Here is a 22,118-nt window from a genome sequence, read left to right as displayed (position 1 = left end):
GGGGCTCTCCCGTGCTCACGCCGAGGCCAGCGCGACCTCGGTCGCCTTGATCAGGGCGATCACGTCGGAACCGACGAAGAGGCCGAGGTCTTCGGCCGCGTCCTTGGTGATCACGGCCGTGAGTTCGCCGCCGGGCACCGAGACCTTCACGGAGGCCATGGCTCCGCCGAGGGCGATCTGGACGATCGCGCCAGGGAGCTGGTTGCGGATCGACAGGCCCTCGAACCGGCTCGTGGCGAGCGAGATCTCCGTCGACTTCACCAGTGAGAGGACGCGGGAGTCCGGGGCGAGGCCGAGCTGCTCGACGGCCTCCAGGGTGATGGCCGCCATGAGCTCCTGCCCGCCGTCCAGGCGGATCTTGACCGTGGCCATGACCTCGCCGGGGTGGACCTCGGTGACGGTGCCGGGGAGCTGGTTGCGGATGCTCAGTGTCATGGGCACCCACGGTAGAGGGCGCACCCGTTCAGGCAGGGTATGCGTGCGTCTGCGTCGCTTTGACCGTCGCCCAGACAGCTGCGCCGGGATGCAGCTCCAGCTCGGCCGCGGCGACCGTGGTGAGGTCGGCGGCGAGGGGGAGTTCGCCGGTGAGGTCGGCGCGGATCTGGTCGCCGTGGGTCTCCAGACCGGCGACCTCGCAGCGCCACAGGTTGCGGGCGCTGGCGCCGGTGGGCCGGTCCCGGAAGAGGGTGACGGCGACCGGCGGGAACGCCACGAAGACCGGCCCGGACAGCACTTCCGTGGTCGTGATCGAGGGGCCCGCGTCGAGCCGTACCGTGTGCCCCTCGGCCCGTCCCCGGTAGAGGTTGAGGCCGACCAGCTGCGCGATGTAGTCGGTGCGCGGGTGGCGGGCGATGTCGGCCGGGGTGCCCTCCTGGACGACCCGGCCGTGCTCGACGACCACCAGCCGGTCCGCGAGCACCATGGCGTCCAGCGGATCGTGCGTGACGAGGACGGCGACCGCCTCGAACTCGGCCAGGTGGCGGCGGAGCTGGGCGCGGACCTCCAGGCGGGTACGGGCGTCCAGGGCCGCCAGCGGCTCGTCCAGGAGCAGCAGCCGGGGCCGGGTGGCCAGGGCGCGGGCGAGCGCGACGCGCTGGGCCTGGCCCCCGGAGAGTCTGCGGGGCTTGGCGTCGGCGTGGTCGGCGAGGCCCATGCGGTCCAGCCAGGCGGCGGCCCGGGCCCGCGCCTCGGCCTTGGAGAGGCCCTGGCAGCGTGGTCCGAAGGCCACGTTGTCCAGGGCGGACAGGTGCGGGAAGAGCAGGTAGTCCTGGAAGACGACGCCGACCGGGCGGGACTCGGGCGGAGTGTGGTCCAGGGAGTTGCCGTCCAGGCGCAGATGGCCGTCGGTGAGCGGGACGAGACCGGCGAGGGCGCGCAGGGCGGTGGTCTTGCCGGCACCGTTCGGGCCGAGCAGGGCGACGACGTCCCCGGGAGCGGCGGTCAGAGCCACGTCGAGCCGGAAGGGGCCTCGCTCGACGACGAGCCGGGCGTCGAGCCCCTGCTCGCCCACCACCTCGAGGCCGGCCTTGGGGGCGTCGATGTCGGTCATGAAGAGGGCGTCCTTCGTCGGCACACGCACAGCGTCGTCTCCCATCCTCCCGTTACCGCCCGGTCCCCGTCAGCCACCGGTCCCGCAACCCCGCCAGGACCGCGACGGACACGGCCAGCAGGACCAGGCTGAGGGCGATGGCCGCCTCGGGGTCGTTCTGCAGGGCGAGGTAGACCGCGAGGGGCATGGTCTGGGTGCGGCCGGGGAAGTTGCCCGCGAAGGTGATCGTCGCGCCGAACTCGCCGAGCGCGCGGGCCCAGGCCAGCACCGCGCCCGCGGCGATGCCGGGGGCGATCAGCGGCAGGGTGACCCGGCGGAACGCGGTGAAGCGGGAGGCGCCGAGCGTGGTGGCCGCCTCCTCGAAGCGAGGGTCGGCGGCCCGCAGGGTGCCCTCGACGCTGATGACCAGGAACGGCATCGCGACGAACGCCTCCGCGATCACGACGCCGGTGGTGGTGAAGGGAAGGGTGATCCCGAACCAGGAGTCGAGCCACTTGCCGATGACGCCGTTGCGGCCCAGGGCGAGCAGCAGGGCCACACCGCCGACCACCGGCGGAAGCACCAGGGGCAGGGTCACCAGGGCGCGGACGAGACCGCGGCCCGGGAACTCCGTACGGGCCAGCAGCCAGGCCAGCGGCACCCCCAGCACCAGGCTCACGGCCGTCGCCGCCGTCGCGGTGACCAGGGACAGCTGGAGCGCCTGCCACACCTCCGCGCTGGTCAGCTGCTGCGGCAGGCCCCGCCAGGGAGCCCGTACGAGCAGTGCGACCAGTGGCAGCAGCAGGAACGCCAGGGCCACCACGCCCGGCACCAGCAGTGGCAACGGCACCCCGCGTCGGCCCCCCGTGCCGACGCGGCGGCGCCGCGGCCCACCCGTGCGGGGGTCGGCCGCGGCGCCGGGCTTGCCGAGCGAGGTCACGGCTTGAGGAACCCGGCCCCGCTCAGGACCTTCTGGCCCTCGGCGGACTGCACCAGCTCGATGAACGCCTTGGCCGCCGCGGCGTTGCCGGCGTTCTTCAGCAGGGCGATCGGGTAGTCGTTGATGGCCTTGGCGGACTCGGGGAACTCCACGCCCTCCACCTTGTCACCCGCGGCCTTCACATCGGTCTTGTAGACGACGGCCGCGTCGGCCTCCTTCAGCTCGACCTTCGTCAGGGCGGCCTTGACGTCCTGCTCGTAGGAGGCCGGCGTGAGCTTCAGCTTGCTGGCGTCCAGGGCCTTCTGCGCGGCGGCGCCGCACGGCACGGTCTTGTCGCACAGGACGACCTTCAGACCGGACTTGGTGAGGTCCTTCAGGGAGGCCACCTTGTCGGGGTTGCCCGGCAGGGTGGCGATCTCCAGCTGGTTGCGGACGAAGGTGGCCGGGGTGCCGACCGCGTCCTGCTTGTCCGTCACGATCGCCATGGTCTTCGGGCTGGCGGCGGCGAAGACGTCCGCCGGGGCGCCGCTGGTGATGCTCGCGGCGAGGGTGTCGCTGCCCCCGAAGTTGAAGCTGACGGAGGTGCCGGGGTGGGCCTTCTCGAACTCCTTGCCCAGGGTCGTGAAGCTCTCCTTGAGGGAGGCGGCCGCGAACACGGTGACCTTCCCGGAGAGCTTCGGGGAGGCGGCGGACGACGAGTCCGACGCCTTCGACTTGGCCGACGAGTCGTCGGACGAGGAGGAACAGGCGCTCAGTGCCATCAGGGCAGCGGCTCCCGCACCGGCCAGCTGCAGTATCCGGGTCCGGCGCACGGAACGGGTCATCACGGATCTACTCCTCGGGTTCTGTGGAACAACGGTCGCGCCCTGGCACGGCCGGACAATCGGCCGTGCGGCGATGATACTGCCGCATCTGCCAGGTGTAAGTCTCCTGTCGCATCGCATGAGCTGCGAAGTTGTGACTTGGGGCTGGCATGTGCGTTTGCACGGTGCTCGGGCAGGGGTACGGTCCTGCGGGAGGTGGTCGCGGTGAAGCTCGCGGAACTCGCCCTGACCGGCGATCTCGTACGACCGGCCCGGCTGACCGTGCCGGACCTGCTCGACTGGCCGCAGCACGTGGCGGACGTCAGCTTCGAGTGCGCCACCAGCGACGTCCAGCACCACCGGTTCGCCGGTCCGCGCCTGTACGACGTGCTCGCCGACGCCGGACCCGGCTTCGACCCGGCCCGGCGCAAGGACCGGCTGCGCTTCCTCATCGCCGTCACCGGCACCGACGGCCACCACGCCCTGCTGTCCTGGGCCGAGATCGACCCCGACTTCGCCCACGCCCCCGTGCTGCTCGCCGTCACCATCGACGGCACTCCGCTGGACGCGGCCGGCCCCCAGCTGGTGCTGCCGCAGGACCGCTGCGGGGCCCGGCACATCAGCGGGATCACGGCGATCCGGGTGGACGGGGGCTACGGCTTCGACGCTCCAGTGCCCGCCACACCCGGTCGCGCGTCAGCGGCAGCTCCGTGAACCGCTCGCCGGTCGCGTCCCGTACGGCGTTGGCCAGGGCGGGGGCGACCGGGTTGAACGGGCTCTCGCTCATCGACTTGGCGCCCAGCGGTCCGATCGCGTCGGCCGTCTCCATGAAGTGCACCTCGGTGCGCGGCACATCGGCGTACTGGGGGAGCCGGTAGCGGCGGAAGGCGGCCGTGTCCACCGCGCCCCGCTCGTCCAGCCGTACCTGCTCGAAGAGCGTGGCGCCGAGCGCCTGGGCGACCCCGCCCTCGACCTGACCCCTGCACTGCATCGGGTTCATCACCTTGCCCGCGTCGGCCGCGTGCACACTGCGCAGGACGCGGATCTCCCCGGTGCCGGGGTCGACCGCGACCCGGAACCAGTGCGCGTTGAAGGCGACCGAGCGCGGGGTGCCGCCGAAGTGCCCGTCGGCCGCGAGGCCCAGGCCGACCGCGCGGGCGGCGGCGTACACCTCCTTCAGCAGGAGCCGTCCGCCCGGGTGCAGCACCGCCTCCTCCGTGAGCCGGCAGTGCTCGCGGGGCGCGCCGAGGTGGGCCGCGGCGAGATCCAGCAACTGGTCGGCGAGGGCGCGGGAGGCGCGCAGGGTGGCCTTGCCGGCGACGACGGTGCCGGTGGAGGCGAAGGCGCCCGTGTCGTGCCGTACGACGTCCGTGTCGGACTGGCGGACGGTGATCCGGTCGACGGTGGTGGCGAGTTCGCCGGCCGCGATCTGCCGGTGCACGGTTGTCGTGCCGTTGCCGAACTCGGCGGTGCCGACGGCCAGGTCGAAGGTTCCGTCGGGCAGCAGGGTGGCCTTGGCGTCGGCGATGTGGCCCCCGGGCGGCCCGGTCGCGATCATCGCTAGGGCCGCGCCCTCGCCGAGCAGCCAGCCGTCCGGGACGGGTTCGGCGAGCGGCTCGGCCTGGGCCCGGCGCACGATCGACAGGCACTGGTCGAGGCCGTACCTCGCGATGTGCAGGTCCTCCTCGTGGCCGCCGGGCGTGAGCATGGGTTCGTCGGGGCCGATGATGTTGCGCGCCTTGAACTCCAGCGGGTCCAGGTCGAGGCGGCGGGCCAGCTCGTCCAGGGCGGACTCCACCGCGAACAGCACCTGACCCAGGCCGTAGCCGCGGAAGGCGCCCGCCGGGACGGTGTGCGTGTACACCGAGAACGCGTCGACCTTCTTGTGCGGGGCGCGGTAGACCGCCATGGACTCGCCGACGCTGTGGAACATCACGGCCGGGCCGTGGTTGCCGTAGGCGCCCGTGTTCGCGACCACCCGCAGCTGGAGAGCGGTGAGGGTGCCCTCGCGGCGGGCGCCCGCCTTCACCTGGACGGTGAAGGGGTGGCGGGTGGTGGCACCGTAGAACTGCTCGGCGCGGGTGTACTCCAGCTTCACCGGGCGGCGCAGCTTCAGCACGGCCAGCGCCACCACGTCCTCGACCAGCATCTTCTGCTTGCCGCCGAAACCTCCGCCCACCCGGCCCGCGACCACCCGGACCTGCTCCGGGGGCAGGTCGTAGAGGGCGCACAGGGCGCGGCGGGTGAGGAACGGGGTCTGGGAGCTGGTGCGGACGGTCAGCCTGCCCTCCTCGTCGATCCAGGCGACGGCGCCGTGCGTCTCCAGGCTGGCGTGCTGGACCCGCTGGGTGCGGAAGGTCTCCTCGTAGACGACGTCCGCCTCGGCGAAACCGGCCGCGACATCGCCGATCTCGCCGTGAGCCTCGCCGACGACGTTGGCCTGCGGGCGGGCGATCCGGGCGGTCGCCGCGTCCTTGTCGTGGACCACCGGAGCCCCCGGCCGCATGGCCTCCTCGGGGTGGAGGACGGCGGGCAGCACCTCGTACGTCGCCTCGATCCGGCGGCAGCCCTCCTCGGCGGCGGCCTCGCTGTCGGCGACGACGGCCGCGACGCGCTGGCCGATGTGGCGGACCCTGTCGTCCAGGACCCGGGTGTCGGCCGGGTCCTCCTCGGGGTGCTCGTGGCGGGCGGTGGAGAAGTGCCGTTCCGGGGCGTCCTGGTGGGTGAACACGGCCCGGACACCGGGGACGCGCAGGGCGGCGGAGGTGTCGATCGCGAGGATGCGGGCGTGCGCGTGGGGGGAGCGCAGCAGCTTCATGTGCAGCAGGCCGGGCACGTCGAGGTCGAAGGTGTAGCGGGCGGTTCCGGTGACGACCTGGGGTCCGGCCGGGGCGGGGAGGCTGCGGCCGACGGACTCACCGGGCGCCGGCTCCTCGGTGTTCTTGACCCCGCGTACGGCGTCCTCGATGGCCCGGTACCCGGTGCAACGGCACAGGTTGCCCTTGAACGCCCGGGGGAGATCGGTGAGTTGCTCCTCGTCCAGGGCGGCCGTGGTCATCAGGAAGCCTGCCGTGCAGAAGCCGCACTGGAAGCCCTGCGCGTCGAGGAACTTCTGCTGGACGGGGTGGAGTTCGCCGTCCGGGGCGGCGAGGCCCTCGACGGTGGTGACGGCGCGGCCGTGGGCGCGGAAGGCCGGGTAGAGGCAGCTGTGCACGGGCTCGCCGTCGACGTGGACCGTGCAGGCGCCGCAGCCCTTCTTCACCCCGAACCAGCCGCGTTCGCGCAGGTAGGTGCGCAGACACTGTCCCGGACGTGGCTCCTCCTCGTGGTGCCTGCCGTTGACCTCGATGCTCATCGTCGCTCCTCCTCGACCAGCTCCCGGCGGATCTCCTCCGCCAGCCGGAACGTCATGTGCCGCCGCCACTCGGGCAGCCCGTGGATGTCGTCGAACCATTCGCCGTCGGCGACCCCCGCGTCGATCGCCGCCCGCAGTTGCCCGGCCGTCGGCGGCAGCGGGAACCACTGCCGCACCGGGCGGACCGTGGCCGCGGTGACGGTCACCGTGACGGAGTGGTCGAGCGGGTCGAGCGTGCCGATGACCAGGACACCGGAGCGCCCGAGGCCGTACAGGGACGCCTGCCGGAACGCGGTGCGGCAGGCGAGGGCTCGGGCGGGCAGGGTGACCGAGCGCAGGAGCTCGCCCTCGGCGAGGTCCTTGCGGCCCGCCCCGGTGACGAAGTCGGCGACCCGGACCCGGCGCCGTACGCCGTCCTGGGCGATGAGCAGGCACTCCCCGTCGAGGGCCGCCGTGAGGGAGATCATCGGGCCGGCGGGCAGGCCGTTGCACAGGTTGCCGCCGACCGTGGCCATGTGCCAGATCTTGAACGAGGCGAGGAACGCCCGGCAGCACTGCTCGAACAGGGGCGCCGCGGGGGCGGGCAACGTCCGTGCGTGGCGGGAGAGCTGGGCGACGGTGCAGGTGGCGGCGATCTCCAGCGAGCCGTCCGGGTGCCGCTGCGCGGGCGTCCAGCCCATGCGGCTCAGGTCCACCAGGCGCCGCAGGTGCGGCTGGGGTTCGGAGAACAGATACGTTCCGCCGCCGAGCCAGGCGTCACCCGGCCGCCAGGGCGCGGGCCGCCGGGCGTCGCGTATGTCGGCCACCGTGTTCAGGTCCATGGCCGGAAGCGAACCAACGCGGCCGGGACGGAACGACTGGTGTACGGCACGGAAACTCCGACGCCCCCGGCGCCGGTACTGGAGGATCAACCAAGAAGCATTCCCCTCCTCTGAGCTTGCATTTACGATGTTTCTTCTCGCACTCGCCTGGTGAATGCGAGAGGCAGGGCGTTCTGTCCAGCGTCCGGCGGCCGTACGAGGAGCCAGCACATGCACGTCGAACACCTCCTGGGGGACGCCTCCCTCGGACTGCGCCTGCTGTGGGCGGAGGACGTCCTGCTGAGGCGCGAAATCAGCGGTGTGACCGTCACGGACCTGGAGGACCCGGCCCGTTTCGTGCGGCCCGGGGAGGTCGTGCTCAGCGGGCTGGTGTGGTGGTCGCCGGACGGCGGGCCGGTCAAGGCGGACCGGTTCGTCTCGGCGCTGAAGGGCGCGGGAGCCGCGGCGCTGCTCGCGGGGGAGGAGACGCACGGGAGTGTGCCGGACGACCTGGTCGAGGCGTGCGTGCGGCACGGGGTGCCGGTGGCGGGGGTGCCGGCGCACATCATGTTCCGGTCGATCACCGACACGGTGTACCTGCGGCAGTGGGGGGAGTTGAGCCGCCGGCACGCGCTGCGTCATCCCGCGCTGCCGGAGAGCGCGCGGGTGCGGTTGAGCCGGCTCCTTGCCCAGGAGGCCGGTCCGGACGGAGTCCTCGGCGCCGCCTTCGCCCACCTCGACCCCGTCACCGCCTACGTGTTCACGCCCTCGGGGTGCACGGTCGCGGCCACGGCGGGGGCGCCGGCCGTCGCGGCGCAGGAGGCGGTCGCGCTCGTGGCGGACGGCACCGGGGTGACCGTGTCCGTCGAGGCCGACAGCGGCTCTGCCTACGACCGCCGGCTGCTGTACGTGCCCGACCCCGACAGCGCGCCACCGCGCATGCTGCAGGAGACCGCCGCAGCCCTGAGTCACTGTCAGGAGGTCGCGGCCCGGCGCCGGTCGGCCGACCGGCGGGCTGCGGACGACCTGGGCGCCCTGCTCGCGGCGCCGGAGCCGGAAGCGGGGGCGGTGGAGGCGGCGCTACGGCGCTGCGGGCTGCCGGAGGCGGGGCCGTACCGGGTGGTGGTCGCCGAGGCGGGGACGCGGTGGCCGGGGGTGTCGGCGGGGGCGCTGGCGGAGGTGGCCCGGCATGTTCGGGCGGAGGCTGCGCGGGGCGCGGCGGGGGGTGCGGAGAAGGCGGGGCGAGGCGCGAAGAGGGCCGGGCGCGGCGGGGGCGACGTCAGTAAGGCGGCGGCCGAGGCCGTGCGGGACGCGGTGGGTGCCGGTGGCGATGCCGCGCGGGGGGCGGTCAGGGCCGGGGATGCCGCGCACGGGGCGATCAGGGCCGAGGGTGCCGCGCACGGGGCCGCGGATGCCGTGGCGGGAGCCACGGTCGTGGGGCGGCTGCCGGACGGGTGTGCCTTCGCGGTCCTGCCCGGTGCCTACGACGGCGTCCTGGGCGAGGTCTGGTCGCTGGTCGCCGGCTGCGCGCCCGAGGTGGCCCTGCACGGCGGCACCGGGGCGCCCACGGACGGTCCCGAGGGGCTGGGCGGGGCGCTGGCGCAGGCAAGGTACGCCCTCACCTCGGCCCGGACCACGGCGCCGGACGCCTCCCTCCTCGCCGATGCGACCACCCTCACCAGCCTCGACGCGCTGCTCACCGGTGTGCCGGCCGAGGTGCGCGCCGCCTACAGCCGTACGGTCCTCGGTCCGTTGCTGGAGTCCGACCGCACCGCAACCGCCGTACTGCTGAGCACGCTGGAGACGTTCCTCGCCTGCGACGGGTCCTGGGCGCGCACGGCCAAGGCGCTGCATCTGCACGTCAACACCGTGCACTACCGGATCCAGCGCATCGAGCACTTCACCGGACGGGACCTGTCCCTGCTGAGCGACCGGCTCGACCTGTGGGCGGCGCTGCTGTGCCGGTGAGGGGGCCGCTCGGGAGGCGGTCTCGGAGAGGCCCCCGGAGGCGTTGTCAGACGCGGTCGATGTGCACGTTCGTGGACTTCACGCGCGCGGTGGCCTCCATGCCGACCTCCAGGCCCAGTTCCTCCACGGCCTCCCGGGTCAGCAGGGAGACCAGGCGGTGCGGGCCCGCCTGGATCTCCACCTGTGCGGCGACGTCGCCGAGCTTGATGGCGGTGACGATGCCCGGGAAGGCGTTGCGGACCGAGGTGTAGGAGGCGTCCTCCTCACCGCCGCCCGCCTTGGCCAGCTCGACCGAGAACGCGGCGAGATCCTTGCCGTCGATGAGCCGTCGCCCGGCCTCGTCGCGATGGGTGGCCACCCGGCCGGCGTCGGCCCAGCGGCGGGCGGTGTCGGGGCTCACGCCGAGCAGCCGTGCGGCCTGGCCGATCGTGTAGGACTGCATGCCGGTCACGATAGGGCCATGACGTGGGAACCGTGGACGTGGGGTTGGCCGTTGGGTATAACGCGATATAGCGTTAGTGCGTGACATTGGGTCCCCTGCGGGGGCGTCCGAATCGGGGTGAGGGTATGTCGGCCGAACTGGTGCCCACGGATGTGCCGTCCGGGGTGCGGGCCTCGCACGCGGACCGGGACCGTGTGGTGGACGTCCTGACGGCGGCCGCGGGAGACGGCAGGCTCACCGCCGAGGAACACGACGAGCGGGTGGGGGCGGCCCTGTCGGCGCGCACGCTCGGGGAGCTCGCGGAGCTGACGGGCGACCTGCCGGACGCGCCCGGGGCCGCGCCGGTCAAGGACGTCGTCCGCATCGAGCAGCAGTTCTCGTCGGCCACGCGCGGCAACGGATGGTCGGTGCCGCGCCGGATGGAGATCGACTCGGAGTGGGGCGATGTGACCGTCGACTTCACCCGGGCGGAGATCACTCACGACACCCTCCGCATCGACCTGGACCTGCGCGGCGGCACCCTGCGGCTGATCACCCGGCCCGGCGTGGTCGTGGACACCGACTCCCTGGTGATCGACTACGGCACGGCCAAGGTGCGGCCGGCCGGGCAGCCCGGGACTCCGGTCGTGCTGCGCGTGGAGATACACGGGCGGCTGAGCATGGGCCGGCTGGAGGCGCGACCGCCGCGGCGGCTGTTCGGCAGGAAGACGGCGACGGCCTGAGGCGCGTGCCGTCTTCCCGGCCTGGTGCAACTGTCGTCCCCCTTGCTTGAGGGACCCGACGTGACCGCGGCTGTGCCTCAGCCGGTGTGGACGCGCGGGCGTCGGGCGCGGTCCGATTCCGCCTCGCGCAGCACCTCACGGGTGACCGGGGCGACCTCGCCCTGCCCGAAGAGGAAGAAGCGCAGGAAGTTGGCGAACGGGTTGCCCTCGGTCCACTCGAAGTAGATGTGCGGAGTGCAGCCGGTGGCGTCGCGGACGTGGAGGAGGAGCGCGGCGAGGGCGTTAGGGATGGAGGAGGACTCCACGGTCAGGACGCGGTAGCGGTTGTGCAGGACCTCGCCGCGTACGGTCAGGCCCGCCTCGAACTCGGAGGGGTCGGTCACCGTGACCTCGACGAAGACGAAGTCCTCCTGCTCGGGCATCTCGTTGTCGGCCCGGATCTGCTCGACCTTGTCGCGGTACTCGGCCTTGTCGCGCACGTCGGGCTCGTTGGCGATGAACCGTATCTTGCGGCTGGCCATGTCGCGGATGAATCGCTCCGCCATGTCGTCCAGTTCGACATGCGTGACGCGCAGCTCGAAGGCGCGGGCCAGCCGGGACGCCAGCGAGACCAGGATGATGCCGACGATGAAGCAGGCACCGATCTTCACACCGTCCGGGCGCTCGATGACGTTCGCGACGGTCACGTAGAGCAGGACCGCCGAGACAACGGCGAAGCCGACGGTCCACCCGCGCTGAGCGGCCCGGCGGGACGCAATGGTCACCGCGATCGCCGCCGAGGACATCAGCACCAGGACGCCAGTGGCGTACGCGCCGCCCTGCGCGTCTACGTTGGCGTCGAAGATCCAGGTCACCAGGAAGGCGACCAGCGTGAAGACGATCACCATTGGGCGCACGGCGCGCGCCCAGTGTGGAGCCATGCCGTACCGAGGCAGGTAGCGCGGCATCAGGTTGAGTAGCCCGGCCATGGCGGAGGCGCCGGCGAACCACAGGATGGCGATGGTCGAGACGTCGTAGACCGTGCCAAAGGCATTGCCCAGGTACTCGTGCGCGAGGTAGGCCAGCGCGCGGCCGTTGGCCTGACCGCCGGACTTGAACTCGTCCGCCGGGATGAGCACCGTCGTGATGAAGCTCGTGGCGATCAGGAACACGCTCATGATCAGCGCGGCTGCCGTCAGCAGCTTCTTGGTGTCCCGGATACGGCCCGTCGGCTTGTCCTCGCTGTCGTCCGGGTCGCCCTGGACGTGCGGCATGACGGCGACGCCGGTCTCGAAGCCGGACAGGCCCAGGGCGAGCTTCGGGAAGACCAGGAGGGATACGCCGATCATGGCGAAGATGTTGCCGTGCTCGGTGGTCAGGGCGCTGGTCCAGTCGGTGACCACGTGCCCAGCGGTGAAGACGTGCCACATCCCGACGACCACGACCACGGCGTTCAGCCCGAGATAGACCACCACCAGGGCGACGGCGACGCCGATCGCCTCCAGGAAGCCCTTGAGGAACACGGCGCCGAGCAGGGCGACCAGCAGCAGGGTGATGATCATCTGCTGGCCGTGCAGCGTGCTCGTCAGGTGCGGATTCTCGATCAAGTGGGTGGAGGCGTCCGCGGCCGACAAGGTGATGGTGATCAGGAAGTCCGTGGCGGCGAAGCCCAGCAGAGTCAGGACGAACAGCTTGCCCTTCCAGAAGGACAGCAGCCGCTCCAGCATTGCGATCGAGCCTTCGCCGTGCGGGCTCTCCTCTGCCACCCGGCGGTACACCGGAAGGGCGCCCGCCAGGGTGACGACGACGAGGACGAGCGTGGCGATCGGAGAGAGCAGACCGGCCGCGAGGGCCGCGATGCCCGGCTGGTAGCCGAGGGTGGAGAAGTAGTCGACACCGGTCAGGCACATCACGCGCCACCAGCGCTGGCCCTTGTGCGCGGGCTCCGGCTGGGCTTCGGGGCGGGCGTGCCCCTTGCCCATGTCGGACAGCCCCTCCAGCATCCAGGTGCGCAGGCGACTGGGAGGAGGGTGCTCGGTCGTGGCCATCGGCGTGTGCTCCTGGTGTGCGGCTCAGCGGTTTCCGGCCATCACACGGACGGCGGCACCAGCGTAAGCAGAGAGTGACGCCTGGGCCCACGGATCCAGGGTCTGAGGGCGTCAATCTTGCGTTAAGAAAGACCCGACGGGAGGAGGTGACGCGGCAAGAAGCAGAGGCCCGCAGGCCGACGGCACGCGTTCGACTGTATGGGGGAGGGGCGGCCGCGAACTCCGGGTCGGACACCCAGCGTCATCTCGTACGACACCTCCATGCTGCCCCGCGGACAGCGGAAGCGCAGCCGCAGCGAGCGTATCTGCGTGGGCTGACACCCCTTGAAGCGTCTGCTACTCCAGGCCCGACGCCCTGAACACCCGCAGGGCCGTCTCCCGGTCGATGCGTTCCGCCAGCTGGTGCAGGGCCGTCGTGCCGGCGCGGAGCGTGCCGGAGGTCTCCGAGGAGTGGGCCGCCTCGGTCAGGCGGAGCCAGAGGTCGGGATTGCGCAGGAGTACCTCGGGGTCGATCTCGACGCGGGCGCCGAGGGTGTCGCGCAGGACCAGGCGCTTAGCGACGCCGTCCAACGGGCGTACCGCGACCAGCCGGTCGGTGCGGACCCGTCGGGTGCGCAGCAGGCGGCGGGAGGCCAGCCAGCCCTCGCCGGCCGAGACGCGGGCGGGGAGGAGGACGAGGAAGAGGAGCAGGGCCAGGGAGATCCACAGGGCCGAGCGCCACCAGGTGAGGGTGCCTGCCGCCAGGTCGACGAGCAGCAGCATGCCGAGCAGCACGGCCGCGCAGCGGGCCGAGCCGAAGAGGTCCGAGGTGTACTGACGGTCGTACGCGACGGGACCGGTGCCGTACGGGTGCGGTGCCGTCACCTCGGGGCGGGTGTCGTCGCGATGCTCCATGGGTTTGACGGTAGAGAGGGGCGGGCCCGGTGGGACCCGGCCGTGCCGTTCATTGATGGGACCCTGACGCCATGGCAGCGGGTTTTGACGCGCCTGTTGACGCGCTCACAGCGCCTCACAGACCCCGGGTGTCCATCCGTAGATGCCAGGCGTTGCGGCGGTGGACGGACACCAGGTCGGACTCCAGCGGCGACGGCGGTACCGCGAGGACCGGGCAGTCGGCGTGCGCGAGGCAGTGCCGGGAGACGCGGCTCGAGAAGGCGCGCTGCAGGCCGCGCCGGCCGGCGCCCACGACCAGCAGGTCGCTGTCGCGGTCGGCGGTCACCACCAGTGCCCTGCCCGGAGTGCCGCGGACGATCACGGCGTGCATCGGCACCCCCGGCCCGTCCTCCCCGAAGATCTCCTCGAGCACGGAGGCCAGCCGCTGCTTGGCCAGCCGCTGCCACTCCTCGACCAGCAGACCGGCGGCGGGGGAGCGGCGCGCGGCCGGATCGCCGCCGGGCGGCTCCCAGGCCAGCACCGGCCAAAGCTCCGCACCCAGTCGCCGGGCCAGTGCCGCGGCCCGGCGCAGGGCCGTGACGCTGCCCAGGGAACCGCTCACCCCGACCACCACGCGGGCGGCCGCCGAGGCGTCGTAACCGGACATGACTCCACCGTTCCTCACGCATGCCCGCGGGCGACCCCCGCGGGTGGGCCCGCGTACAGGGCTTCTCTTCCATCCCACTCCTGTACGGGCGATTCGACCAGCCGACGGGAGCAATTTCTGGCAGGTCCCTGACGGCTCCGGCTCGTCCGGTGTCCGCGCCCGTCAGCAACCCGTCAGCGTCGGCCCGTTCGCCGTCAGCGTCGCGTCATGAGGGATCGGATCACCGGCCCGGCCGGGCATAGCGTCGAGGCAGCCCCGGTCCGCCTCCCCGCGTCCGGGGCGCTCAAGGCCACCACGCTCCTCCCAGGAGGCAACCCATGCCCGAACTCGTCTGCGGCGACGACCCGGAGCCTTCCGAACGCACCCCGGCCGGACCCCTGTTCGTCCCCGTCCGGCCGGGACCCGCCGGGTGCACGGCCCGCCTGTTCCGCACCCCCCTGGGTGGCCGCACGGCCGTCGCCTTCACCTCCGCCCGCCTCCTGGGCGACACGCTGGGCCCCGACCAGCCATGGATCCGCCTCGCCGAGCCCGCGCTGCGCGCGCTCACCGCACCGCTCGGCGTCACCACCCTCACCGTGGACCCCACGTTCTCGGCCCCGGCCCCCGGCCCCGCCGCCCGGACCTTCCGGCTCCCCGCCTTCCGGATCACTGAGGGGAGCACCCGATGACCACCCTGCACGAAGCAGCCGTCCCCACCACCCTCGCCGGCCCGTCCGTCTGGCCCGCCTCGGCCACCGAGTCCCGCCCCGGTGACCTGGCCGTCGGCGGAGTCCCGCTCGCCGAGATCGCGGACCGGTTCGGCACCCCCGTCTACGTGCTCGACGAGGGCGAGGTGCGCGAGCGCTGCCGTACCTACCGGCAGGCCTTCCCCGAGGCCGAAGTCCTCTACGCGGCCAAGGCGTTCCTGTGCCGGGCCATGGTCCGCTGGACGGACGAGGAGGGCCTGGGCCTGGACGTGTGCTCGGCCGGTGAGCTGGAGCTGGCGGTCACCGCCGGGTTCCCGCCCGAGCGGATCGTGCTGCACGGCAACGCCAAGTCGCCGCGCGACCTGGAGTCGGCGCTGCGCCTGGGCGTGGGCCGGATCGTGATCGACAGCCCCGCGGAGATCGCCCGGCTGGCCGCCGCACTCGGACCCGACGGCCGGCAGCAGGTGCTGGTCCGCGTGGTGCCCGGGATCGCCGCGGGCGGGCACGAGAAGATCCGCACCGGCACCGAGGACCAGCAGTTCGGCCTCTCCCTCTCCGACGGCCACGCCCAGCACGCCATCGCCCGCATCCTCGACCAGCCGCAGCTCCGACTCGTCGGCCTGCACTGCCACTTGGGCTCGCAGATCACCAGCGTGAAGCCGTACGTCACCGCCGTACGCCGCATGGTCGGCCTGCTGGCCCGGCTGCGCGATCAGCACGGTCTCGTCCTGCCCGAACTCGACCTCGGCGGCGGGCACGGCATCGCCTACCGCCCCGGTGAACCGGCCCTCGACCCGGCCGTCCTGGCCCGCAGGGTCCGCGCCGAACTCGCCGCGTCCTGCGCCGCGGCCGGCCTGCCGGTGCCCCGTCTGATCATCGAACCCGGCCGGGCGATCGCCGGCCCCGCGGGCATCGCCGTCTACCACGTCCTCGCCGTCAAACGCACCGGCGACCACACCTTCGTGGCGGTCGACGGCGGCATGGGCGACAACCCGCGGCCCGCCCTGTACGGCGTCCGCTACGCACCCCGTCTGATCGGGCGGCCCGCCACGGCGCCCCTGACCCCGGTGACCGTCGTCGGCCGGCACTGCGAGGCCGGTGACGTCCTCGCCGAGGCCGAACTCCCCGCCGACGTACGCCCCGGCGACCTGCTCGCCGTGCCCGCGGCCGGCGCCCACCAGCTGTCCATGGCCTCCGCCTACAACCTGGTCGGCCGCCCGCCGGTGGTCGCCGTGCACGCCGGCCGGGCCCGCCTGCTGGTCCGCCGTGAGTCGCTCGCCGACCTGCGCAGCCGCGACGTGGGCGTCTGACACCACCGCGTCCGGCATCCGACGCCACCTCGTCCCGCGTCACTGCGCCGCGCACCGGACTCCCGGGCGGGCCGGTCCTCCCTCCCTCGCCGGCCGGCCCGCCCGGGCCTTGCAGTTGCTCAGTCCGCCCGAGTCCCAGCGTAGGGGGCCAGTAAGATTCGCCAACAGGCTCGAAACTTTCGATCACCTGTGAGGCGTACATGCGGACGTACGACAACCCCGTCATCCCCGGTTTCCATCCCGACCCCAGCGTGTGCCGCGTCGGGGACGACTACTACCTGGTGTGCTCCAGCTTCGAGTACTTCCCCGGCCTTCCGCTGTTCCACAGCCGGGACCTGGTGCACTGGCGCCAGATCGGCAATGTCCTCGACCGGCCCGGGCAGTTGGCGCTGCCCGACGACGTGCCGGCCTCCGGCGGCGTGTACGCGCCGACCGTCCGGCACCACGACGGACTCTTCCACGTCGTCACCACCTGCGTCGGGGCCGGCGGAACCTTCCTCGTCACCGCCGAACGGCCCGAGGGTCCCTGGTCGGACCCGGTGTGGATCGACCTGCCCGGCATCGACCCCGACCTCGCCTGGGACGAGGACGGGCAGTGCTGGTGCGCGATGGCCGGGGTCACCGTGGCCCGCATCGATCCGCGGAGCGGGAAGGTGCTCGAAGGGCCGCTGCTGATGTGGTCCGGCACCGGTCTGCGGGATCCCGAGGCGCCGCACCTGTACCGGATCGGCGACTGGTGGTACCTGCTGCTCGCCGAGGGCGGCACCGCGCTCGGCCACGGCGTCTCGACCGCCCGCGCCCGCTCCCCGCGCGGCCCCTGGGAACCGGCGCCCGGCAACCCGCTGCTGTCCCATCGCGGCACCGGCCTGCCCGTCCAGTGCACCGGCCACGCCGACCTGGTCCAGGCGGCCGACGGCAGTTGGTGGATGTTGCTGCTCGGAACCCGGCCGCGCGGCCACTTCCCGGAGTTCCACGTCCTGGGCCGGGAGACCTTCCTGGTGCCGGTGGAGTGGGCGGACGGCTGGCCCCGGGTGGGGCCGGTGCGGGAACGGCATCCGGCGCCGGCCGCCTGGGCGCCCCTCCGACCGCCGCCCGTCCGGGACGACTTCACCGACCGGACCCTCGCACCGCACTGGATCTCCCCGCGCCGCCGGCCCGACGGCTGCTGGTCCCTGACCGAGCGGCCGGGCCGGCTGACCCTGACGGCCACCGGCGACAGCCTCGACCGGCCCGGGCACACCTTCGTCGGCCGTCGCCAGCAGCACCCGGACTGCCGGGCCGCCGTGCTGCTCGACCCCGGACCGGCGTCGCGCTCCGGGCTGTCCGTCCGGCTGGACGAGGCCCACCACTACGACCTCGAAGTGGGCAGGGGCGAGGCCGCCGTGGTCGTACGGATCGGGCCGGTGCGGCAGCGCATCGCCGCACACCCGGTGCCCGCGGGTCCGGTCACCCTGGCCCTGGACATCCGCGCGACCCGGGAGCCCGCACCGCTGAGCGGACCCGACAGTATCGCCTTCTCGATCGAAACTTCCGAAGGAATCGTTCGACTGGCCGAACTGGACGGTCGCTATCTCTCCACCGAGGTGGCCGGTGGCTTCACCGGACGTGTCCTCGGCATGTACGTCACCGAGGGGAGCGCGGCCTTCGACTGGTTCGACTACGAGTCCGCGACCTGCTGCACGACATCTTGACGCTCCCCACGCGCCTTCCTAGAGTCGCGGTTCGGAACGTTCGGGAATCTGAGCGAATGTTTCGGCCCACCGGGATTCGGTGAATGATTCGGCGGCATGCGGTGGGCTCCGCTTTCTCTTGTCGGGACCCTCTCCGAAGCAACTCCGAAAGTTTCGAAGGAGCGCATGATGGGCGACCCTGCACTGTCCCGCCGCGGCTTCCTGGCGGCCTCCGTCGCCGCCGGTCTCGGTGTGACCGCACTCAGTGGCTGCGGCGGCGACTCGGACGGAGGGTCGTCCTCGGGGACGACCACGATCGAGTGGTGGAACATCTCGACCACCGAGCCCACCAAGACCGTCTGGGCCGGCCTCGCCAAGCAGTTCGAGGCCAAGAACCCCAAGGTCAAGGTGAAGATCGTCCAGCTGGAGAACGACGCCTACAAGTCGAAGATGACGGCCCTGACCGCCTCCGGGAAGCTGCCGGACATCTTCCACACCTGGGGCGGCGGCGTGCTGAAGCAGCAGGTCGACGCGGGCCTGGTAGAGGATCTCGGCGACCGCACCAGACCATGGGCCGACGGACTCCTACCGGTGGCCAGGCAGCCGTACCTCCTCGACAACAAGCTGTACGGCATCCCGTTCGACATCGGCATGATCGGCTTCTGGTACAACAAGGCGCTCTTCGAGCAGGCCGGCATCAGCGCACCCCCGACCACCTGGAGCGGCTTCCTCGACGCCGTACGCAAGCTGAAGGCCAAGGGCATCACCCCCCTCGCCCTCGCCGGCAAGGAGAAGTGGCCCGGCATGTACTACTGGGCCTATCTCGCGATGCGCACCGCCGGCGTCGACGCCCTGCAGAAGGCCGACGACGCCAAGGACTTCACCGGGGCCGGGTTCGTCGAGGCCGGGCAGCACCTCAAGGACCTGGTCCGGCTCCAGCCGTTCCAGAAGGGGTTCCTCGGGGCGGCCTACTCCACGCCCACCGGGCAGGCCGCCACCGTCGGCAACGGCAAGGCGGCCATGGAACTCATGGGCCAGTGGGCCCCGGTCGTGGAGGCCGACGCGGGCAAGGGCCTCGGCCCGAACCTCGGTTTCTTCCCGTTCCCCGAGGTCGAGGGCGGGAAGGGCGCCATCACCGAGGTGTTTGGCGGTGGCGGCGGGCACGCCCTGCGCAAGGGCGCCCCGCAGGCGGCCGTCGACTTCCTGAAGTTCTTCGCCTCGGCCACCACGGACATCGAACTGGTCAAGAAGACCAGCACCCTTCCGGTGGTCCCGGCCGCCGAGAGCGCCATCTCCGACCCCAACACCAAGGCCGTACAGGCGCAGTTGAAGGGCGCCACCGGCTTCCAGCTCTACCTCGACCAGGCGTACCCGCCCGCCGTCGGTCAGGAGGTCAACGACAGCGCCGCCGCGCTCATCGCCGGCTCCAAATCCCCCGAGCAGGTCGCGCAGTCGATCACCAGGACCGCGAAGGAAGAGCAGTAGCCGGCGATGACCTCCACCTTCCTCCCGGACAAGCGGTCGGGTCCCGACGTCGCCGTGCCGTCCCCGACCGTCGCCTCGGCCCGGGGGCGGGCACGGCGGCGCACCCTGAACTGGCTCACCGCGGTCGGCTTCCAAGTGCCCGCACTGGCGCTGTTCATCACGCTGGTGCTGCTGCCGATGCTGTTCGCGCTGTACGCCGCCTTCTTCCGCTGGGGCGGCTTCGGTATGCCCTCCGACTACACGGGCACGGACAACTTCACCCGGCTCTTCCAGGACCCGGTCTTCCTGGGCGACCTGTGGCGCTGCCTGGTCCTGGTCGTCCTGTCCCTCGTCCTGCAACTGCCGTTCGCGCTCGCCATGGCCGTGGCCCTCGACCAGCGGCTGCGCGGGCGGGCCGTGTACCGGATGCTGTTCTTCGCGCCGTACGTCCTGTCCGAGGCCATCACCGGTGTGCTGTTCGGCATGGTCTTCGCCCCGGACGACGGACTCGCCGACCATGTCCTCGGCAGCATCGGTCTGGACGGACTGGGCGGTGAGTGGTTCGCCGATCCGTCCTCCGTCTTGGCGACCCTGTTCCTGGTCATGACCTGGAAGTACTTCGGTTTCCACATGATGCTCCACCTGGCCGGACTCCAGGCCGTTCCGGCCGAGTTGACCGAGGCGGCGCTGATCGACGGCGCGGGTCCCTGGCAGCGCTTCCGCAACGTCACCCTGCCGCTGCTCGCGCCGACCCTGCGCATCAGCGTCTTCCTGTCCGTCATCGGGTCCATCCAGCTGTTCGACCTGGTGTGGGTGGTCACCCAGGGCGGCCCCGACCACCACTCCGAGACGATGGCCGTGACCATGTTCCAGTTCGGCTTCAAGCGCTACCAGGTCGGCTACGCCAGCGCGATCAGCGTGGTCATGTTCGGCATCTGCCTCGTCTTCGCCCTCGCCTACCAGCGGTTCGTGCTCCGCCGCGACCTCGAAGGGGCCACCACGACGATGAGGGGAGACGGCACGTGACCCGGAAGAGCACACGCACCCTGCCGCTGCACATGATCCTCGTGGCCGTCGGCGCGGTGATGGTCGTACCCCTGGTGTACGCCGTCCTCTCCGGCTTCAAGTCCACCGACGAGCTGTCCGGCAACCCGTTCGGACTGCCCGAGCACTGGCTGACCGGGAACTACACCGGCATCCTCGGCTCGGGCGACTTCTGGCGGCTGGTCGGCAACAGCACGCTGATCGCGGTGGGCACGACCCTGCTCGTGGTGGCCGTGTCCGCGCTCGCGGCCTTCTCCTTCGCCCGGTTCGCCTTCCGCGGGCGGGAGGTGCTGTTCACCGTGTTCACGATGGGGCTGATGTTCCCCTTCGCGGTGGCCGCCCTGCCGCTGTTCCTGCTGCTGCGCCATCTGAACCTGCTGGACAACCCGCTGGGCGTGATCCTTCCGCAGGCCGCCTTCGGACTGCCGATGACGATCATCATCCTGCGCGGCTTCTTCCGGGACATCCCCGGCGAGCTGGAGGAGGCGGCCACCCTCGACGGCTGCAGCTCCTTCGGGTTCTTCTGGCGGGTGCTGCTGCCCATGGCGCGGCCCGCGCTCGGCACCGTCTCCGTCCTCGCCGTCGTCACCAGCTGGAACAACTTCTTCCTGCCGCTGCTCGTGTTCACCGACTCCACGTGGTGGACCCTGCCCATCGGCGTCCAGCAGTTCCAGGGCCAGTACTCCTCGGACTACGCCCGCGTCTTCGCCTATCTCGTGCTCGCCATGGTCCCCGCCCTCGCCTTCTACTCGGTTGCCGAGCGCCAGCTCGTCGGCGGCCTGACCGCCGGCGCCACCAAGGGCTGAGCACGCCCGCTGAGCACACCGGCCGAGCCGTCCTGGTGGCGTCCTCGGCAGCGAGTTCGACATGATCACGCCCGGCAACGGCATGAAGTGGTACGCCACCGAGCCGCAGCAGGGGGTCTTCGACTGGACGAGGCCGTCGCTCCCAAGAGTGACGCCTACCACCGGCTGGCCCAGGACCTGAAGGCGCGGGGCGTCCTGCTCGACGGCATCGGCTTCCAGGCCCATCTGGCCCTCCGGTACGGCTGTCCCGCCACCCTGGAGGACAACCTCCGCCGCTTCTCCCGCCTCGGCCTCGACACCGCCCTCACCGAGGTGGCCGTACGCACGCAACTGCCCGTGACCGAGGAGAAGCTCGCCGAGCAGGCGGACTGGTACCGGGACCTGACCGTGGCCTGCCTGGCCGTGCGGCGCTGCGTGGGCGTGACGGTCTGGGACTGCACCGACAAGTACTCCTGGATCCCGGCCTTCTTCCCCGGCGAGGGCGCGGCCCTGCCCTGGGACGAGCAGCTGAACCCCAAGCCGGCCCACACCGCGCTGCGGGAGGCGCTGCGGTAGCGCTCGGCTACGGACCGTAGCCACCCTCGGACACACGTCGGGGCCGGTGCGCACCGTGAGCGTGCGGCCGGCCCCTTGGGGTCACCGGGCGGTGCGGCGGACCGCCCGGGGTGCTGCTCAGGCGGCGGTCATCACCTGTTCCGCACCGAGCGGGCGGTGCGGGGCGATGACGCGGCCGTCGGGCAGCAGCTCACCGGTGTCCTCGAAGAGCAGTACGCCGTTGCACAGCAGGCTCCATCCCTGCTCCGGGTGGTGCGCCACGAGGCGGGCGGACTCCCGGTCGGCGGACTCGGCTTGCGGACACGGTGGCTGGTGCTGGCACATGGGTGGGATCTCTCGCTCGGTCGTTGTCATGTTCGTCCCCCGTGGTGATAGTCGGTCGGAACCCAGTGTTGCCCTCTGGGCGTCATTCCGCAGGGATTTCGCAGCACCGCTTCTCACAGGTTCATGACGCGTCA

At 72.1% G+C, this 22,118-nt stretch carries 20 protein-coding genes and 1 pseudogene; 10 read left to right on the top strand and 11 right to left on the bottom strand.

Going from position 1 to position 22,118, the window contains the following annotated elements:
* Positions 1-15: 15 nt before the first annotated feature.
* From ACIRVH_RS23600 to modA, 4 genes are read right to left on the bottom strand one after another with little or no spacing between them, the layout of a single operon-like run.
* Positions 16-435: a molybdopterin-binding protein gene (locus ACIRVH_RS23600; RefSeq protein WP_403956328.1), complete on the bottom strand. Its 420-nt coding sequence runs from the start codon at positions 433-435 to the stop codon at positions 16-18.
* Positions 436-463: 28 nt separating this feature from the next.
* Positions 464-1,549 carry an ABC transporter ATP-binding protein gene (locus ACIRVH_RS23595; RefSeq protein ID WP_403956369.1) on the bottom strand — a complete coding sequence of 362 codons (1,086 nt, stop codon included), beginning with the start codon at positions 1,547-1,549 and terminating at the stop codon, positions 464-466.
* Positions 1,550-1,601: 52 nt separating this feature from the next.
* On the bottom strand, positions 1,602-2,468 hold the full coding sequence (gene modB / locus ACIRVH_RS23590; RefSeq protein WP_403956327.1) for a molybdate ABC transporter permease subunit: 867 nt from the start codon (positions 2,466-2,468) through the stop codon (positions 1,602-1,604).
* Positions 2,465-3,292, bottom strand: a complete 828-nt coding sequence (gene modA / locus ACIRVH_RS23585; RefSeq protein WP_403956325.1) for a molybdate ABC transporter substrate-binding protein — start codon at positions 3,290-3,292, stop codon at positions 2,465-2,467. Before modA ends, modB begins: the two co-directional genes overlap by 4 nt.
* 195 nt (positions 3,293-3,487) lie before the next feature.
* Here modA and ACIRVH_RS23580 point away from each other — a divergent pair, with 195 nt between their 5' ends.
* On the top strand, positions 3,488-3,985 hold the full coding sequence (locus ACIRVH_RS23580; RefSeq protein ID WP_403956324.1) for a molybdopterin-dependent oxidoreductase: 498 nt from the start codon (positions 3,488-3,490) through the stop codon (positions 3,983-3,985).
* Here ACIRVH_RS23580 and ACIRVH_RS23575 read toward each other — a convergent pair.
* Entirely contained in the window at positions 3,900-6,626 is a 2,727-nt protein-coding gene (locus ACIRVH_RS23575) for a molybdopterin-dependent oxidoreductase (protein WP_403956323.1), read from the bottom strand. The two genes, ACIRVH_RS23580 and ACIRVH_RS23575, sit on opposite strands and share 86 nt — an antisense overlap.
* A complete protein-coding gene (locus ACIRVH_RS23570; RefSeq protein WP_403956322.1) occupies positions 6,623-7,447 on the bottom strand; it encodes an FAD binding domain-containing protein in 825 nt (274 codons plus the stop codon). Before ACIRVH_RS23570 ends, ACIRVH_RS23575 begins: the two co-directional genes overlap by 4 nt.
* Positions 7,448-7,657: 210 nt before the next feature.
* Between ACIRVH_RS23570 and ACIRVH_RS23565 the strand changes: the two genes are divergently transcribed.
* Entirely contained in the window at positions 7,658-9,394 is a 1,737-nt protein-coding gene (locus ACIRVH_RS23565) for a helix-turn-helix domain-containing protein (protein WP_403956320.1), read from the top strand.
* 46 nt (positions 9,395-9,440) lie between these two features.
* Here ACIRVH_RS23565 and ACIRVH_RS23560 read toward each other — a convergent pair whose 3' ends face one another.
* Positions 9,441-9,836: a molybdopterin-binding protein gene (locus ACIRVH_RS23560; protein ID WP_094214403.1), complete on the bottom strand. Its 396-nt coding sequence runs from the start codon at positions 9,834-9,836 to the stop codon at positions 9,441-9,443.
* A 125-nt stretch (positions 9,837-9,961) separates the two neighbouring features.
* Here ACIRVH_RS23560 and ACIRVH_RS23555 point away from each other — a divergent pair, with 125 nt between their 5' ends.
* Positions 9,962-10,558 (top strand): DUF1707 domain-containing protein, encoded by a 597-nt coding sequence (locus ACIRVH_RS23555; protein ID WP_403956318.1) that lies wholly within the window; start codon positions 9,962-9,964, stop codon positions 10,556-10,558.
* A gap of 77 nt (positions 10,559-10,635) precedes the next feature.
* Here ACIRVH_RS23555 and ACIRVH_RS23550 read toward each other — a convergent pair whose 3' ends face one another.
* From ACIRVH_RS23550 to ACIRVH_RS23540, 3 genes are all read right to left on the bottom strand, one after another.
* A complete protein-coding gene (locus tag ACIRVH_RS23550) occupies positions 10,636-12,585 on the bottom strand; it encodes an amino acid transporter (RefSeq protein ID WP_403956316.1) in 1,950 nt (649 codons plus the stop codon).
* 336 nt (positions 12,586-12,921) lie between these two features.
* The gene (locus ACIRVH_RS23545) at positions 12,922-13,479 is read right to left on the bottom strand and encodes a hypothetical protein (RefSeq protein ID WP_403956314.1); all 558 of its coding nucleotides are present in this window, start codon (positions 13,477-13,479) and stop codon (positions 12,922-12,924) included.
* A gap of 115 nt (positions 13,480-13,594) precedes the next feature.
* Positions 13,595-14,125, bottom strand: coding sequence for a universal stress protein (locus ACIRVH_RS23540; protein WP_403956312.1), 531 nt, complete (start codon positions 14,123-14,125; stop codon positions 13,595-13,597).
* A gap of 317 nt (positions 14,126-14,442) precedes the next feature.
* Between ACIRVH_RS23540 and ACIRVH_RS23535 the strand changes: the two genes are divergently transcribed.
* From ACIRVH_RS23535 to ACIRVH_RS23505, 7 genes and pseudogenes are all read left to right on the top strand, one after another.
* Positions 14,443-14,793: an SAV_915 family protein gene (locus ACIRVH_RS23535; protein ID WP_403956311.1), complete on the top strand. Its 351-nt coding sequence runs from the start codon at positions 14,443-14,445 to the stop codon at positions 14,791-14,793.
* Positions 14,790-16,121 carry a diaminopimelate decarboxylase gene (gene lysA, locus ACIRVH_RS23530; RefSeq protein WP_403956309.1) on the top strand — a complete coding sequence of 444 codons (1,332 nt, stop codon included), beginning with the start codon at positions 14,790-14,792 and terminating at the stop codon, positions 16,119-16,121. The genes ACIRVH_RS23535 and lysA overlap by 4 nt, the downstream gene beginning before the upstream one ends.
* A 200-nt stretch (positions 16,122-16,321) precedes the next feature.
* Positions 16,322-17,812, top strand: coding sequence for a glycoside hydrolase family 43 protein (locus ACIRVH_RS23525; protein WP_403956307.1), 1,491 nt, complete (start codon positions 16,322-16,324; stop codon positions 17,810-17,812).
* Positions 17,813-17,980: 168 nt separating this feature from the next.
* Positions 17,981-19,276, top strand: coding sequence for an extracellular solute-binding protein (locus ACIRVH_RS23520; RefSeq protein WP_403956305.1), 1,296 nt, complete (start codon positions 17,981-17,983; stop codon positions 19,274-19,276).
* 6 nt (positions 19,277-19,282) lie between these two features.
* Positions 19,283-20,281, top strand: coding sequence for a carbohydrate ABC transporter permease (locus ACIRVH_RS23515; protein WP_403956303.1), 999 nt, complete (start codon positions 19,283-19,285; stop codon positions 20,279-20,281).
* Positions 20,282-20,313: 32 nt separating this feature from the next.
* The gene (locus ACIRVH_RS23510) at positions 20,314-21,105 is read left to right on the top strand and encodes a carbohydrate ABC transporter permease (RefSeq protein WP_403956367.1); all 792 of its coding nucleotides are present in this window, start codon (positions 20,314-20,316) and stop codon (positions 21,103-21,105) included.
* A 40-nt stretch (positions 21,106-21,145) separates the two neighbouring features.
* Positions 21,146-21,660, top strand: a pseudogene (locus tag ACIRVH_RS23505) (endo-1,4-beta-xylanase); the annotation flags it as partial.
* 117 nt (positions 21,661-21,777) lie between these two features.
* On the opposite strand, the gene ACIRVH_RS23500 reads toward ACIRVH_RS23505, so the two are convergent.
* Positions 21,778-21,984 (bottom strand): DUF5999 family protein, encoded by a 207-nt coding sequence (locus ACIRVH_RS23500; RefSeq protein ID WP_393482669.1) that lies wholly within the window; start codon positions 21,982-21,984, stop codon positions 21,778-21,780.
* Between the last annotated feature and the right edge of the window lie 134 nt (positions 21,985-22,118).

The organism is Streptomyces sp. NPDC101165, from assembly GCF_044768135.1.
GTDB lineage: Bacteria > Actinomycetota > Actinomycetes > Streptomycetales > Streptomycetaceae > Streptomyces.
Note: the sequence above shows the minus strand (reverse complement) of the source record. Positions and strands in the feature narration are given on the sequence as shown.

Excerpts from the sequence above, each read along its gene's own strand:
- ACIRVH_RS23510 (WP_403956367.1), top strand. The coding sequence starts at position 20,314 with ATGATCCTCGTGGCCGTCGGCGCGGTGATGGTCGTACCCCTGGTGTAC.
- ACIRVH_RS23600 (WP_403956328.1), bottom strand. The coding sequence starts at position 435 with ATGACACTGAGCATCCGCAACCAGCTCCCCGGCACCGTCACCGAGGTC.
- modA (WP_403956325.1), bottom strand. The coding sequence starts at position 3,292 with ATGACCCGTTCCGTGCGCCGGACCCGGATACTGCAGCTGGCCGGTGCG.
- ACIRVH_RS23555 (WP_403956318.1), top strand. The coding sequence starts at position 9,962 with ATGTCGGCCGAACTGGTGCCCACGGATGTGCCGTCCGGGGTGCGGGCC.
- ACIRVH_RS23545 (WP_403956314.1), bottom strand. The coding sequence starts at position 13,479 with ATGGAGCATCGCGACGACACCCGCCCCGAGGTGACGGCACCGCACCCG.
- ACIRVH_RS23535 (WP_403956311.1), top strand. The coding sequence starts at position 14,443 with ATGCCCGAACTCGTCTGCGGCGACGACCCGGAGCCTTCCGAACGCACC.
- ACIRVH_RS23575 (WP_403956323.1), bottom strand. The coding sequence starts at position 6,626 with ATGAGCATCGAGGTCAACGGCAGGCACCACGAGGAGGAGCCACGTCCG.
- lysA (WP_403956309.1), top strand. The coding sequence starts at position 14,790 with ATGACCACCCTGCACGAAGCAGCCGTCCCCACCACCCTCGCCGGCCCG.
- ACIRVH_RS23570 (WP_403956322.1), bottom strand. The coding sequence starts at position 7,447 with ATGGACCTGAACACGGTGGCCGACATACGCGACGCCCGGCGGCCCGCG.
- ACIRVH_RS23560 (WP_094214403.1), bottom strand. The coding sequence starts at position 9,836 with ATGCAGTCCTACACGATCGGCCAGGCCGCACGGCTGCTCGGCGTGAGC.
- ACIRVH_RS23525 (WP_403956307.1), top strand. The coding sequence starts at position 16,322 with ATGCGGACGTACGACAACCCCGTCATCCCCGGTTTCCATCCCGACCCC.
- ACIRVH_RS23565 (WP_403956320.1), top strand. The coding sequence starts at position 7,658 with ATGCACGTCGAACACCTCCTGGGGGACGCCTCCCTCGGACTGCGCCTG.
- ACIRVH_RS23550 (WP_403956316.1), bottom strand. The coding sequence starts at position 12,585 with ATGGCCACGACCGAGCACCCTCCTCCCAGTCGCCTGCGCACCTGGATG.
- ACIRVH_RS23540 (WP_403956312.1), bottom strand. The coding sequence starts at position 14,125 with ATGTCCGGTTACGACGCCTCGGCGGCCGCCCGCGTGGTGGTCGGGGTG.
- ACIRVH_RS23520 (WP_403956305.1), top strand. The coding sequence starts at position 17,981 with ATGGGCGACCCTGCACTGTCCCGCCGCGGCTTCCTGGCGGCCTCCGTC.
- ACIRVH_RS23595 (WP_403956369.1), bottom strand. The coding sequence starts at position 1,549 with ATGACCGACATCGACGCCCCCAAGGCCGGCCTCGAGGTGGTGGGCGAG.
- ACIRVH_RS23500 (WP_393482669.1), bottom strand. The coding sequence starts at position 21,984 with ATGTGCCAGCACCAGCCACCGTGTCCGCAAGCCGAGTCCGCCGACCGG.
- ACIRVH_RS23515 (WP_403956303.1), top strand. The coding sequence starts at position 19,283 with ATGACCTCCACCTTCCTCCCGGACAAGCGGTCGGGTCCCGACGTCGCC.